Source organism: Nonomuraea sp. NPDC048882, assembly GCF_040649755.1.
In the GTDB taxonomy this organism is placed as follows: Bacteria; Actinomycetota; Actinomycetes; order Streptosporangiales; family Streptosporangiaceae; genus Nonomuraea; species Nonomuraea maheshkhaliensis.
This window is the reverse complement of the sequence record NZ_JBEZGB010000012.1, coordinates 146,861-160,342: the sequence shown is the minus strand read 5'-3', so window position 1 is coordinate 160,342 and position 13,482 is coordinate 146,861. Positions and strand designations below refer to the sequence as shown.

Below are 13,482 nucleotides of genomic sequence, written 5' to 3'. Positions count from 1 at the left end.
GGCGATCATGGAGTACCTCAATCCCGCCCGCGCCCCCTACACCGGCCAGGACCGGGAGCTCATCGGGACCGAGCACGCCCGCCGCGCCCGCGCCCACTTCGCCCGGCGCCCCGCCTACCGGCCCACCCCCGTCCACACCATCCCCGGCCTGGCCGGGACCGCCGCCGCCCACGTCAAGGACGAGAGCGCACGCATGGGACTGGGCAGCTTCAAGGCGCTCGGCGGCGCGTACGCCGTCCACCTGCTCGCCGAACGCGACGACACCGGCACACCCGTCGTCTGCGCCAGCGCCGGCAACCACGGCATCTCCGTCGCCGCGGGCGCGGCGGAAGCCGGCCTGCCCTGCCACGTCTACCTCGCCGAGGACGTGCCCGAGACGTTCGCCACGCGGCTGCGCGACCTCGGCGCCCACGTACGGCGTGCCGGCCCCGACTACGACGCCGGCCTGCGGGCGGCCCTCAGCGCCGCCCAGGAGCACGGCTGGCGGCTCGTCGCCGACACCTCATGGGAGGGCTACACCCACGTCCCCCTGGACGTCATGCGCGGCTACACCGTCCTGTTCGACGAGCTCACCGGCCCGGCCGGCGAGCCCACACACGTGTTCGTGCAGGCCGGCGTAGGAGGACTGGCCGCCGCCGCGGCCGGATACGTACGCGACCGCTGGGGCGAGCGGCCCAAACTCGTCGTCGTCGAGCCGGAAGGCGCCCCCTGCCTCATCGAGAGCGCCCGCGCCGGCGCACCCGTACGCGTCCCCGGCGCCCCCACCACCCTCGGCAGGCTCGACTGCAAGGAACCCTCACTTCTCGCCCACCGCCTCCTGAACCACCTCGCCGACCTCTACCTGACCATCACCGACGACCAGGCCGCCGACGCCGCCCGCCACCTCGCCCGAGCCGGCGTCACCCTGTCCGCCTGCGGCGCCGCCGGAGCCGCCGGGCTGCTCGCCCTCACCCCCTCCGCCCGCCACACCCTCGGCCTCGACCACACCTCACACGTGCTGCTCGTGGGAACAGAGGGACCAGTGGAACCAAAGTGATCAGATTTACGTCAAAGATGGCGTGCATCAACCCAACCGGCCGCGACACGCACGGGGGAACGGCCGGTTGGCCGAACTCGACCTCCTGCGCTTCCTCGCCGCCCTGGCCGTCGTCGCCTTCCACTACCTGGTCGCCTACGCCTCCGTGTGGGGCGACAGGCCCGCGGAGCTCTTCCCGGCACTGGCGCCCGTCGCGGGGCTCGGCATCTTAGGCGTTGAGCTCTTCTTCATCATCAGCGGATTCGTCATCCTGATGAGCGTCTGGGGACGCGGCCTCGGCGCCTTCGCCCGCTCGCGCCTGGTCCGCCTCTACCCCGCTTACTGGCTCAGCCTGGCCGCCATCGCCGCACTCTACGGCCTCACCGGAGCCAAGGCGCTCGACCCAAAACTTTCCCCAGGTGAATACCTGGTGAACGTCACCATGTTGCAGCGGCTGTTCAAACTCACCGACGCCAGCGGCGTCTACTGGTCCCTCTGGGCCGAGCTGCGCTTCTACCTCCTGATCTCCATCCTGGTGATCGTCGGCGTCACGTACGGGCGCGTACTGATCTTCTCCGGCGTCTGGCTGGCCGCTGTGATCGGCGCCAGGATCATCGAGAACGGCACCCTCGACGAGATCGTCATGCCCGACTACGCGCCCTACTTCATCGCCGGCATGGCCCTCTACCTCATCCACAAACACGGCAGTTCCTGGCTCCCATGGCTCTACGTCGCCGCCGGGTACGGCCTGTCGATCGGCTCCGCGCTCGACCGCGTCCAGCGCCGCATCGACCTGGCCGGGTTCAAGAACATGCCCGTCACCGGCGTCAGCGTGGTCGTCACCGTCACCCTCATCTACCTCGCCACGTCCCTCGTCGCCCTCGGGCTGCTCCGCCTCAAACCGTCCAGGACGCTCACCGCGCTCGGCGGCACGACATACCCGCTTTACCTCTTCCATAGCGTCATCGCGGTGGCCCTCATCCCGCTGCTCACCGGGGACCTGCCGCCCTGGGCCGTCGCTCTGGCCACGACCCTGACCGCGATCGTGGTGTCGTATCTCGTCTACTCCTTTGCCGAACGCCCCATCCAGCGGCTCCTCAAGCCACGCAGATCCACACAAACCCCATCAGCTCCCGGCGTACAGGTTGAAAAGGCGTCGGTGCCATAACTCTGTGGCCCCGGGGCACTGTGAAGGGCATAGGCTCGGGCATATAAACGGCGGATAGACAGACCCGGACGAACAGAGGGTGTTGCATGACGGTGCGTCGGGTGATGGGCATCGAGACCGAGTACGGCATCTCCGTACCAGGTCAGCCAGGCGCCAACGCGATGGTGACCTCCTCACAGGTCGTGAACGCCTACCTGGCCGCCTCGGCGGCCCGCGCGCGCAGGGCACGATGGGACTTCGAAGAGGAAAACCCGCTGCGCGACGCGCGCGGCTTCGACCTGGCCAGAGAGGTGGCCGACCCCACCCAGCTGACCGACGAGGACCTCGGCCTGGCCAACGTCATCCTCACCAACGGCGCCAGGCTCTACGTCGACCACGCCCACCCCGAATACAGCTCGCCCGAGTGCACCAACCCCCGGGCCGCCGTCATCTGGGACAAAGCCGGCGAACGCGTCATGTACGACGCCGCCACCCGCGCGTCAGCCATCCCCTCCAATGCGCCCATCCAGCTCTACAAGAACAACACCGACGCCAAAGGCGCCTCCTACGGCTGCCACGAGAACTACCTCATGCGCCGCGCCACCCCCTTCGCCGACATCGTCAGGCACCTCACCCCCTTCTTCGTCTCCCGCCAGGTCGTCGTCGGCGCCGGCAAGGTCGGCATCGGCCAGGACTCCCGCGGCGAAGGCTTCCAGATCAGCCAGCGCGCCGACTTCTTCGAAGTCGAGGTGGGCCTCGAGACCACGCTCAAGCGGCCGATCATCAACACGCGCGACGAACCGCACGCCGACCCGGAGAAGTACCGGCGGCTGCATGTGATCATCGGCGACGCCAACATGTCGGAAATATCCACCTATCTCAAGCTCGGGTCCACCGCCCTCGTCCTCGCCATGATCGAAGAGGGCTTCCTCACCCGCGACCTCGCCGTCGAAAACCCCGTACAAGCACTCAGGGCCGTCTCCCACGACCCCACCTGCCGCTACGAAATCCCCATGCGCGACGGCCGCAAGCTCACCGCCGTCCAACTCCAGATGGAATACCTGGAACAAGCCCGCAAATACGTCGAAGAGCGCGGCACCGCCCAGGACGAGATGAACAAAGACATCCTCGACCGCTGGGAATCCATCCTCACCCGCCTCGCCGAAGACCCCATGCAACTCTCCCGCGAACTCGACTGGGTCGCCAAACTAGAACTCCTCGAGGGCTACCGCAGCCGCGACGGCCTCACCTGGTCCCACCCCCGCCTTCAGCTCGTCGACCTCCAATACTCCGACATCCGCCCCGACCGCGGCCTCTACAACCGCCTCGTCGCCCGCGGACGCATGCAACGCCTCGTCACCGAAGACGAAGTCCAGCGCGCCGTCGAACAACCACCCAGCGACACCCGCGCCTACTTCCGCGGCCGCTGCCTCAGCCAATACAGCGAATCCGTCGCCGCCGCCTCCTGGGACTCCGTCATCTTCGACATCCCCGGCCGCGAATCCCTCCAGCGCGTCCCCACCCTCGAACCACTCCGCGGCACCAAAGCCCACGTGGGCGAGCTCTTCGACCGCTGCCGCACCGCCGCCGACCTCGTCGCCGCCCTCACCGGCGGCGACTGACCACACCGCCGGCCGCCGAACATCTTCCTTTCAGGGGATCGTCACCACTCGGACGGTCCCCTGTAGTCGTACGGGCACTGTGATGCGGAGCACACCCGGCCTCCTCGGGAGCCGATCGGACATCGCGAACCTCCTGCAGGCACGGGGGTTCGCGATCGGGCAGTGCCGCTATCTGGCCAACCCGCCAAGATCGACGGCCGATCGGCGCGAAATGTCGCCCGGTTCGGGGAAGATATGCACTAGAGGCAGTCCCCCGAAGCGGAGGTAGGACATGGCGAGCAAGGACACCGGCGGCCAGAAGCAGACCGGACGCCGCGAGAACGAGGTCGAGGAGACCGAGGCCTCGGCGGCACCGGATGTGCAGGAGCGGCAGGAGAAGCTCACCGACGATGTCGACGCAATTCTGGACGAAATCGACGAAGTTCTCGAAGAGAACGCAGAGGAATTCGTGCGCTCTTACGTGCAAAAGGGCGGAGAGTAGGATAAATCGGACATCTGGTGATCGGAGAGGGGAGGAGTGGAAAAGCGCAAGCGGTGTCCGGACTGTGGGGAGGAGAAGGAGGCCTCCGAGTTCGGGCGTAACAAGCGCATGGCCGATGGGCTGGCGCGATACTGCAAGGCCTGCTTTCGGCGGAGGTCCACTCAGAGCTATCGCAAGCGCAGGGAGGAGCAGGGGAAGACCGTTGGCGAGGCGATTGAGGTGCCTGCAGGGCATAAACGGTGTCCGAGGTGCTCGGACATCAAGACGCTGAGCGACTTCGGCCGTAATCGTGCCTCGACGGATGGGCTGACCAGTTACTGCAGGCCCTGCCATGCGCGGGTGACCCTTGAGAACCGGATCAAGAATCATGGGAGCGATCGCAATTACAAGCTGAAGCTCCGTTACGGCATCACCGAGGACGACTTCGAGCGCATGCTCGCCCAGCAGGGCGGGCTCTGCGCCGTCTGCCGGGCCGTTCCCGGCGCGTTCGTCGATCACTGTCACCGGACCGGCGCGGTTCGGGGCATTCTCTGTTTCAACTGCAACAACGGGCTCGGGCACTTCGGCGACAATCTGGTGTTGCTGGAGCTGGCCGCGCTCTATCTGGACGGGGAGGTGCTCTGGCCGGAGTTCGTGGTCCTGCCGGAGCAGCGGGACGGCGGGGTGGTGCCGCCGACTCGGGAGTATCACCTGGTGCAGCGTTATCAGGTGCGGCACGAGGATGTGGAACGGATGGTCGCGGCTCAGCACGGGTTGTGCGTGGTGTGCTGGGATCGGCCGCCCGAGCATGTGGATCATTGTCATCGGACCGGTGATGTGCGGTATGCGTTGTGCCTGCCGTGCAATACCGGGATCGGGCAGTTCCGGGATGATGCCGCGGTGGTGTGGCGGGCGCTTGCCTATGTGGAGGCGGGCGCGGGGGATGTGGGGGAGGCTCTGGTCGCCGAGGCGGAGGTGTCCGATGCCGAGCTGGAGGCGCTGATACGGGCTGAGGAGGAGCTCCGGTCGGAGTTCTATCGACAGGTGACGCGGGTGGGCTGACGTCCTGCGTGCGGAGGCGCGTCTGCTGGGTGCGGCGGTCGGGCGGTGCGCGTGGGTTGTGAGGGCGAGTGACCGGGACTCGGTGGTGAGTGATCGGCCGGTCAGTACTTCACTGCCGGCGCCGTGGCACATCAACTCCTGGGCCGCTACGCCTTCACCCACGCCGAGTTCGGTGCGGGCCTGCGTTCCTTCCGCGATCTCGGTGGTGCGGAGCGCAGGTGAGCGGGCCGCCGTACGGCCCGGCGTGTGCGCATGCGGTGCGGAGGGGGTTCAGCGGGAGGCGTCGCCCGGCGGAGTGTCCTGTGCCGCGATGTCCAGGCGGCGTGGTGGGACGGCAGCCGGTGGCTCGGCGCGGTCGAACGACGACCGCCCCAGGGTGATGATCTGCTCGGCGCCGCTGTCGTCCATCGCCTGAAGCCGTTGCAGATCGGCGATCGACACCATGGCGACCACCGGCTTGCCATGGCGGCTGAGCACGATCCGCTCGCCGCCGTAGGCTACCCGTCCCATCAGGTCGGCCAGTTGGGCGCGCGCCTCGGTGAAGGGCACTGCGTCGGCATCCATGTCTGCACAGTACTGCAGTTCTGTACAACTTGAAGTTGTACATTTTTTGAAAAATGTACATAATCGCGATCATGGGTGAGCCACTGCGCCGCAACCGCGACTTCGTCCTGCTCTGGAGCGCCACCTCGGCCGCGACGCTGGGCGCCCAGGTCGCCTCCGTCGCCTACCCCCTGCTGGCACTGGAGCTGACCGGGTCGGCCGTGCACGCCGGGCTGATCGGTTCTGCCGCGATGGCCGCCGGCATCGCGCTGCGCCTGCCTGCGGGCGCCCTGGTCGATCGGTGGGATCGGCGGCGCACCATGCTCACCTGCCATCTCGTGCAAGCCGCTGTCGTCGCCGTCGTCGTCGCCGGTTCGCTGCTCGGGTTGCTCGACTGGCGGATGCTGCTGGCCGCGGCCGCGATCGGCGGCGCTTGCGGGGTGTTCTTCCACCCGGCGGAGACGGCGATGCTGCGGCGCGTGGTTCCCGCCGAACACCTGCCCCAGGCCCTCGCGCACAACGAGGCACGCCAGTACGGAGCCGCGATCGCCGGTCCTCCGCTGGGCGGCCTGCTGTTCAACCTGGGGAGAACGGTCCCCCTTGCCGGAGAGCTCCTGGCCTACGTGCTGTCCTTCGCCGCGGTCCTCGCCATCAAGTCCCCGACGCCCGCCAAGTCCCCGACGCCCGCCACCGCGGCCGCGGACCGGTCACGCACTCTCCTGCGCGACATCTCCGAGGGCCTGCGCTGGACCTGGCGACAGCGCTTCCTGCGCGTCCTGCTGGTGACGGCCGCGGGCTTCAGCCTGGTGTTCTCCGCGCTGACTCTCACCGCCATCGTCGCCGCCCGGCAGAGCGGCGCCGCACCGTCTGATATCGGGCTGATGATGGCGGTCTGCGGCGCCGGAGGCCTGCTGGGCGCGCTGGTCGCCCCCCGGTTGCGGCAGCGCAACCCGGCGTCGGTCGTCCTGGCGATGTTCTGGGTCGCCGCCGCGGCCATCCCCGCGATGGCCGTCCATCCCACCGCCTGGGCCATCGGACCGCTGCTGGCCGCGGCGTTCTTCCTGGCCCCGGCGGCCAACGCGATCCTGTACACCTACCAGATGGCCATCACGCCCGACCATCTGCAGGGCCGTGTGATCAGCAGCCTCGCCCTCATCGGCAGCGCGGTGACTCCGGTTGGGCCGCTCGCCTCGGGACTGATCCTGGACCGCTGGGGTGTGACGGCCGCCCTGCTGTCGATCGCGTCCGTCATGGCCGTCGTGGCCTTGGGCGCCACGTTGAGCCGCACCATCCGGCGGTTGCCCCCGCTGGCCGAGGCCGTGGCTGCGGGGTGAGCGCTGTCCGGCGTGCCGTCCTGGATCGGGCGGCGGTGGTGTGGCGGGCGCCTGCTCATATGGAGGCGGGTGCGGGGACGTGCGGGCCCGGGGTCATTCGGTGTCGGGCGGCATGGTGTAGTCGACGGCCACGCCGAGGAGGCGGACCGGGCGGGTGAGGTCGTGGCGGTCGAGGATGGTGAGGGCTGTTCTGGTGATGGTGGCGGGGTCGGTCGTGGGGGTGGGGAGCGTGCTTTGGCGGGTGCGGGTCAGGAACGGGGTTGTGCGGACCTTGACCGTGACCTTGGTGATCTCGCGGCCGGCTTCGACGGCGTCGTGGGTGACGTGTTCGGCCAGGGCTGTGACGTGGTGGGCGATGTCGGCGCGGTCGGTGAGGTCGTGCTGGAAGGTGGTCTCGCGGCTGTGGCCGCGGGGGATCCATGGGGTGGTGACGATTTCAGCCTCGCCTTTGCCGAGGGCGAGGTAGCGGTACCAGGGGCCGTTGGTGGGGCCGAAGCGGGCGGCGAGGTCGGCGGGGTCGGCGGCGGCGAGCTGGGCGACGGTGTGCAGGCCGAGGTCGGCGAGTTTGGCGGCGGTTCTGGCGCCGATGCCCCAGAGGGCGTGGGTGGGGCGTTCGTTCATGACGGCGGCCCAGTTGTCGCTGGTGAGGCGGTAGACGCCGGCGGGTTTGGCGAAGCCGGAGGCGAGTTTGGCCTGGTGTTTGTTGTCGCCGATGCCGATGGAGCAGTCGAGGTGGGTGCGGGTGTGCACGGCTCGCTGGAGGTCGGCGGCGAGGGCTTCCGGGTCGTCGGTGGTGGCGCCGAGGAAGGCTTCGTCCCAGCCCCAGACCTCGACGCGGACGGGGAAGTCGCGCAGGACGGCCATGACGCGTTCTGAGGCGGCTTCGTAGACGGGTGGGTCGGTGGGGAGGAAGACGGCGTCGGGGCAGCGTCTGAGGGCGGTGCGGAGCGGCATGCCGGAGTGGACGCCGTGTGCGCGGGCTTCGTAGGTGGCGGTGGCGGCGACGGTGCGGGGCTGGGTGGGGTCGCCTGAGCCGCCGACGACGACGGGTCTGCCGCGTAGTTCGGGGTGGCGCAGGAGTTCGACGGCGGCGATGAACTGGTCGAGGTCGAGGTGGAGTATCCAGTCTCGCCGGGTGGACGTGTTGTCCATGGTGTCCAGTATGGCCTGGTCGCTGTCCCGTATGGCCTGGTCGGGGAGGTGGCGGGGAGGAGCTCCGGGGTGTCGGCCGCCGATGATCTTCTCGGGTTCGCGGTGGTACGTGGTGCCGGCCTCCTCGGGTTTGCTCTGGTACGCGGTGGCGGCCTCCTCGGGGGCGTGCCGCTGATGACGGCGCTGGGGCGGGGTGGCGGGGGACGCGTGCCTGGCGGCGTTCTGTTCAGGGTGCGCGGGCGTTCCGGCCATGGCGCGGGCGGTGGCGGTCATAGAGGAACGTTCCGAACGTGGATCTTCTGCACTATTCGGGTGTTTCTGGCGATCTCGGGGGGATGGTTCGCCGTGAGCTGATCGTGGGAAGTGCAGACAGCAACCCAACATGAGTAGGGTCGCCCTAGGAACACTGAACGTTTGGAGGGAGTCGCGTGGCATCGCACAGGGATCTGCCCGCCGGCTTGGTGAACGAGCTCTTCCGAAACACCGGGAGTTCCTCGTTCACGGAATTCGTCACCTCATATGCGCCAGACTTGCTGCCGCGGCGGGACGAGGTGCTGGCCACCCCGATCGGCGACCAGGTTCCGCACGCGACCACGATCCTGGCAGCCACCTTCGCCGGTGGCGTGGTCATGGCGGGCGACCGGCGGGCGACGTCGGGCAACATCATCTCGCAGCGTGACGTGGAGAAGGTGTTCCGCGCCGACGACTATTCGTGCATGGGCATCGCGGGCACGGCCAGCACCGGCATCGAGATGGCCCGGCTCTACCGGGTGGAGCTGGAGCACTACGAGAAGCTCGAGGGCCGCACGATGTCGGTGGCGGGCAAGGCCAACCGGCTGGCGACCATGATCAGGGGCAATCTCGCCATGGCGATGCAGGGGCTGGTGGTGGTGCCCCTGTTCGCGGCCTACGATCCCGATCGCGACGAGGGGCGCATCTTCAGCTACGACGTGGCCGGCGGGCCTTACGAGCGGGAGCGGTTCGACGCGATCGGCTCGGGTTCGATCTTCGCCCGCGGGTCGCTGAAGAAGCTCTACCGCGATGGCTCCTCGGCCGACGACATGGTGATGACGCTGATCCAGGCGCTCTACGACGCCGCCGACGACGACTCGGCGACCGGTGGGCCCGACGTGACCAGGAAGATCTGGCCGATCGTGTCCGTGATCGACGCCGACGGCTTCCGCCGCCTGTCCGAGGAGGAGGTCGCGGGTTACGTGGAGCAGATGCTCGAGGCCCGCCTGATCTCGCCCGACGGTCCCATCGCCCCGCTGCGCTAACGGAGGATCACCACTGTGTCCATGCCTTTCGGATATGCGTCCCCCGAGCAGATCATGCGGGACAAGGCCGACTACGCGCGCAAGGGCATCGCGCGGGGCCGTTCCGTGGTCGTGCTGCAATACGTGGACGGGATCCTGTTCGTCGCGCCCAACCCGTCCCGGGCGCTGCACAAGATCAGTGAGATCTACGACCGGATCGGGTTCGCGGCCGTCGGCCGCTACAACGAGTTCGAGGAGCTGCGGCTCGGCGGCATCCGCTACGCCGACATCAACGGTTACACCTACGACCGTTCCGACGTGACCGGGCGCGGTCTGGCCAACCTGTACGCCTCCAACCTGGGCCGCATCTTCACCGAGTCGATCAAGTCGCTGGAGGTGGAGGTCGTCGTCGCCGAGGTGGGCGAGACCAAGGACGGCGACGCGATCTACCGGCTGACCTTCGACGGGTCGGTGTTCGACGAGCACGGCTTCGCGGCCATGGGCGGCCAGGCCGAGGCGGTGGCGGGGCGGCTGAAGGACCGTTACCGCGAGTCGATGTCGCTGGCCGACGCGCTGGAGGTGGCGCTGGCGGCGCTGACCGAGCCGGGCGGGGAGCGTCCGCCGGTGGGGCAGCTCGAGGTGGCCGTGCTCGACCGCAACCGGGAGCACCGCAAGTTCCTCCGGCTGACCGGGGCGCGGCTGGAGCGGCTGCTCGCCCAGACGACCAGCACCCCGCCGGCCGCCACCCCGCCGCCCGCGGGGGAGAAGCCCTCCTCGGACGACGCACCCACCGGCCCGCCTCCCACGGGCCCGGAGGGCGATGTGGACGACGGCTCCTCGCCGCTGTAGCGCTGTAGCCGGGCAGAGATTCCACGCACGCAGACGGGGGTTCGCTTCGGCGGGCCCCCGTTTCGTCGTTCGCGGGGCGGGTGCGGCCTTGGATTGGTGGTGCGGGTACGAGGGCTGCTGCCGTGGCGAGTGCGAACTTCGTGGTGGGTGCGAGGGCCGCTGCCGTGGCGGATGTGGACCTCGCGTGGTGGCGAGGTCCGGGCCATGGGGATGTGGGTCTCGTGGTGGTGAGAAGTGTTGGCTGTGGTGGTGGCGTGGGTCTCTGGTGGTGAGGTCCGGGTCCGCGGGGGTGTGGGTGCGTGGTGGCGAGGTCTGGGGGAGTGGTGGTCCGGGGTTGTGCGGCGAGGTGTGCGGGAGGTCGGGCGGTTCTGGGTGGTGGTCCGCAGAGGTCGGCTGTGATCTACGTTGTAAAGGCGTCGGGCCTGCGGGGTGAAGGGTGAGGGCTGAATCGGGAGGTGACCGTCCCGCGTGTGGCGTCACTCACTTGGCTGGACGAGTCGCTGACGGCGACGGTGCTGAGGGCGAAGGTGTGCACGGCGACGGTGTGCACGGCGACGGTGATGGTGGGCGGCGGTGTGCACGGCGACGGTGTGCACGGCGACGGTGTGCACGGCGACGGTGATGGTGGGCGGCGGTGGCGCGGCTGCCCGGGGGTGTGTCTGTCGCCCCTTCGGCCTGGGAGAGGGTGTGACCTGTTTCACTCGGGCTTGTCCGAACTCGCCGAGGTGATCGAGGATCTTACTGTTCGTGAACACTCCCTTGCGTGGCCTCCTGGCGGCCGGTGCCGCGGCGGCCGTGATGCTCACCTCCGGTGTGGCGGCCGAAGCGGCCACCGCCTATCCGAGGTACAAAGCGCCGAAGACCTTCGGCACCACGTTCCAGGCCGATCCGAAGCACGACTTCACCAAGCGCATCAGCCCTCGCCACAACGGCATCCTGCGCGGCTGGATCACCTACCTGCGCGGTGGCGTGGCCGAGTACGAGCCGATCAGGTGGAAGAAGGGCACGAAGACCGAGGGGCGCTTCGTGGGCCCGCCCGAGGGTGACGCGATGGCGTACCGGTCCGCCATCGCCAAGGACGTCGTCTTCCTGTCCGCGTTCGGCTGCGGGTCGACGATGTCGGATCTGACCGTCAGCCGCAGCACGGGCCTGGGCGCCAAGAGTTGCTCCAGGAGCGTGCTCCTCAAGCGGCACGCCCGTCACGGGCAGCCCGCCCTGATCACCGTTCACCAGGGGAAGATCGTCAAGGTTCAGGAGATCTACACCCCCTGACCTGCGCGGCGGTACCCGCGCCCCGTGGGGGCGGGCGCGGGACGAAGCGGGTGATAGAGGGCCGCTGGGGAAAACACCAGGGAAGATCTCTCCCGCTCGCCGATCCGTGGGCATAGTGTGAGGTGATGGATCGTCGCATCTTCGGGCTGGAGAACGAGTACGGCGTGACCTGCACGTTCAGGGGCCAGCGCAGGCTGTCCCCCGACGAGGTCGCGCGCTACCTGTTCCGGCGGGTCGTGTCCTGGGGCCGATCGAGCAACGTCTTCCTCCGCAACGGCGCACGTCTCTACCTCGACGTGGGCAGCCATCCTGAATACGCAACACCCGAGTGTGACAACGTCGTCGAGCTCGTCACCCACGACAAGGCGGGCGAGCGCATCCTTGAGGGCCTGCTCGTGGACGCCGAGAAGCGGCTGCGTGAAGAGGGCATCGCGGGTGACATCTACCTGTTCAAGAACAACACCGACTCGGCCGGCAACTCCTACGGCTGTCACGAGAACTATCTGGTGGGCCGGCACGGCGAGTTCGGGCGGCTGGCCGACGTGCTGATCCCGTTCCTGGTGACGCGGCAGATCGTGTGTGGGGCGGGCAAGGTGCTGCAGACGCCGCGTGGCGCGGTCTACTGCGTCTCGCAGCGGGCCGAGCACATCTGGGAGGGCGTCTCCAGCGCCACCACCCGGTCCCGGCCGATCATCAACACCAGGGACGAGCCCCACGCCGACGCCGAGCGGTTCCGCCGCCTGCACGTCATCGTGGGCGACTCCAACATGAGCGAGACCACCATGTTGCTCAAGGTCGGCGCCACCGACCTGGTGCTGCGCATGATCGAGTCGGGCACCGTGATGCGCGACCTGTCGCTGGAGAACCCGATCAGGGCGATCCGCGAGGTCTCCCACGACATGACGGGCCGGCGCAGGGTGCGCCTGGCCAACGGGCGTGAGGCCTCCAGCCTGGAGATCCAGCAGGAATACCTGTCGAAGGCGAAGGACTTCGTCGACCGCCGCGGCGGCGACGCCATCGCCCACCGGGTGCTGGAGCTGTGGGAGCGTACGCTCAACGCGGTCGACACCGGCAACCTCGACCTGGTCTCGCGCGAGATCGACTGGGTGACGAAATACCAGCTCATCGAGCGTTACCGCAAGAAGTACGACCTGCCGCTGTCGTCGCCCAGGGTGGCCCAGCTCGACCTGGCCTACCACGACGTGCACCGTAAGCGCGGCCTGTTCTACCTGCTGCAGAAGCGCGGCTCGGTGGAGCGGGTGGCCTCCGACCTGAAGATCTTCGAGGCCAAGTCGGTGCCGCCGCAGACGACCAGGGCGCGGCTGCGGGGCGAGTTCATCCGCAAGGCGCAGGAGAAGCGGCGCGACTTCACCGTCGACTGGGTGCATCTCAAGCTGAACGACCAGGCGCAGCGGACCGTGCTGTGCAAGGACCCGTTCCGGAGCGTGGACGAGCGGGTGGACAAGCTGATCGCCGGCATGTAATCACCCTCCGAGCCGGTACGTGGCCACCTCTCCCAGCCGGCAGGTGGTCATCCCTCCGAGTCGGCAGGTGGCCACCCCCTCCAGACAGGTGGCCACCTCTGCCGGAAGGCCGGTGCCGGGTGAAAGGTGCACGCCGGTGCGGGCCCGTCGCCGATGGCGCGGGTCCGCGGGCGCGCAGGCCGGAGGAAGGCCGGTCCCGACGAGGCCCGGAGCGCTGGCGAGCTGCCCGGGATGTGGCGGTCCGTTTACCTCGGCCCTACCGGGAAGTCGGGTAGGGTGACGCGAA

At 68.7% G+C, this 13,482-nt stretch carries 12 protein-coding genes; 10 read left to right on the top strand and 2 right to left on the bottom strand.

The annotated features are described in order from the left end of the window. Positions 1-7: 7 nt before the first annotated feature. From AB0C27_RS36635 to AB0C27_RS36615, 5 genes are all read left to right on the top strand, one after another. Positions 8-1,036: a pyridoxal-phosphate dependent enzyme gene (locus AB0C27_RS36635; RefSeq protein WP_357853922.1), complete on the top strand. Its 1,029-nt coding sequence runs from the start codon at positions 8-10 to the stop codon at positions 1,034-1,036. 67 nt (positions 1,037-1,103) lie between these two features. Then, on the top strand, positions 1,104-2,183 hold the full coding sequence (locus AB0C27_RS36630; protein WP_357853919.1) for an acyltransferase: 1,080 nt from the start codon (positions 1,104-1,106) through the stop codon (positions 2,181-2,183). Positions 2,184-2,269: 86 nt separating this feature from the next. Then, complete coding sequence (gene dop / locus AB0C27_RS36625; RefSeq protein ID WP_357853916.1) at positions 2,270-3,784, top strand: depupylase/deamidase Dop; 1,515 nt, start codon at positions 2,270-2,272, stop codon at positions 3,782-3,784. A gap of 271 nt (positions 3,785-4,055) precedes the next feature. Continuing rightward, positions 4,056-4,265: a ubiquitin-like protein Pup gene (locus AB0C27_RS36620; RefSeq protein ID WP_346104859.1), complete on the top strand. Its 210-nt coding sequence runs from the start codon at positions 4,056-4,058 to the stop codon at positions 4,263-4,265. Positions 4,266-4,604: 339 nt separating this feature from the next. Beyond that, positions 4,605-5,306: an endonuclease VII domain-containing protein gene (locus tag AB0C27_RS36615; protein ID WP_357853913.1), complete on the top strand. Its 702-nt coding sequence runs from the start codon at positions 4,605-4,607 to the stop codon at positions 5,304-5,306. 270 nt (positions 5,307-5,576) lie between these two features. On the opposite strand, the gene AB0C27_RS36610 is transcribed toward AB0C27_RS36615, so the two are convergent. Next, positions 5,577-5,870: a type II toxin-antitoxin system Phd/YefM family antitoxin gene (locus AB0C27_RS36610; RefSeq protein WP_357853910.1), complete on the bottom strand. Its 294-nt coding sequence runs from the start codon at positions 5,868-5,870 to the stop codon at positions 5,577-5,579. Between the two features lie 71 nt (positions 5,871-5,941). On the opposite strand from AB0C27_RS36610, the gene AB0C27_RS36605 reads away from it, so the two are divergent. After that, positions 5,942-7,183: an MFS transporter gene (locus AB0C27_RS36605; RefSeq protein ID WP_357853907.1), complete on the top strand. Its 1,242-nt coding sequence runs from the start codon at positions 5,942-5,944 to the stop codon at positions 7,181-7,183. Between the two features lie 93 nt (positions 7,184-7,276). Here AB0C27_RS36605 and AB0C27_RS36600 read toward each other — a convergent pair whose 3' ends face one another. Next, a complete protein-coding gene (locus AB0C27_RS36600; protein WP_357853904.1) occupies positions 7,277-8,608 on the bottom strand; it encodes a DNA polymerase IV in 1,332 nt (443 codons plus the stop codon). 155 nt (positions 8,609-8,763) lie between these two features. Here AB0C27_RS36600 and prcB point away from each other — a divergent pair, with 155 nt between their 5' ends. The 4 genes from prcB (at position 8,764) to pafA (ending at position 13,196) form a co-directional block, all read left to right on the top strand. Further along, positions 8,764-9,612 carry a proteasome subunit beta gene (gene prcB / locus AB0C27_RS36595; RefSeq protein WP_357853901.1) on the top strand — a complete coding sequence of 283 codons (849 nt, stop codon included), beginning with the start codon at positions 8,764-8,766 and terminating at the stop codon, positions 9,610-9,612. Positions 9,613-9,633: 21 nt separating this feature from the next. Next, the gene (gene prcA, locus AB0C27_RS36590; protein WP_357853898.1) at positions 9,634-10,440 is read left to right on the top strand and encodes a proteasome subunit alpha; all 807 of its coding nucleotides are present in this window, start codon (positions 9,634-9,636) and stop codon (positions 10,438-10,440) included. Positions 10,441-11,187: 747 nt separating this feature from the next. Continuing rightward, complete coding sequence (locus AB0C27_RS36585) at positions 11,188-11,712, top strand: hypothetical protein (RefSeq protein WP_357853895.1); 525 nt, start codon at positions 11,188-11,190, stop codon at positions 11,710-11,712. A 125-nt stretch (positions 11,713-11,837) separates the two neighbouring features. After that, entirely contained in the window at positions 11,838-13,196 is a 1,359-nt protein-coding gene (gene pafA / locus AB0C27_RS36580; protein ID WP_106250081.1) for a Pup--protein ligase, read from the top strand. Positions 13,197-13,482 lie beyond the last annotated feature (286 nt).

What these genes read in the sequence shown, in the direction of transcription:
- AB0C27_RS36635 (WP_357853922.1), top strand. Translation starts at nt 8, where the DNA reads ATGGAGTACCTCAATCCCGCCCGCGCCCCCTACACCGGCCAGGACCGG.
- dop (WP_357853916.1), top strand. Translation starts at nt 2,270, where the DNA reads ATGACGGTGCGTCGGGTGATGGGCATCGAGACCGAGTACGGCATCTCC.
- AB0C27_RS36620 (WP_346104859.1), top strand. Translation starts at nt 4,056, where the DNA reads ATGGCGAGCAAGGACACCGGCGGCCAGAAGCAGACCGGACGCCGCGAG.
- AB0C27_RS36610 (WP_357853910.1), bottom strand. Translation starts at nt 5,870, where the DNA reads ATGGATGCCGACGCAGTGCCCTTCACCGAGGCGCGCGCCCAACTGGCC.
- AB0C27_RS36605 (WP_357853907.1), top strand. Translation starts at nt 5,942, where the DNA reads ATGGGTGAGCCACTGCGCCGCAACCGCGACTTCGTCCTGCTCTGGAGC.
- AB0C27_RS36600 (WP_357853904.1), bottom strand. Translation starts at nt 8,608, where the DNA reads ATGACCGCCACCGCCCGCGCCATGGCCGGAACGCCCGCGCACCCTGAA.
- prcA (WP_357853898.1), top strand. Translation starts at nt 9,634, where the DNA reads ATGCCTTTCGGATATGCGTCCCCCGAGCAGATCATGCGGGACAAGGCC.
- pafA (WP_106250081.1), top strand. Translation starts at nt 11,838, where the DNA reads ATGGATCGTCGCATCTTCGGGCTGGAGAACGAGTACGGCGTGACCTGC.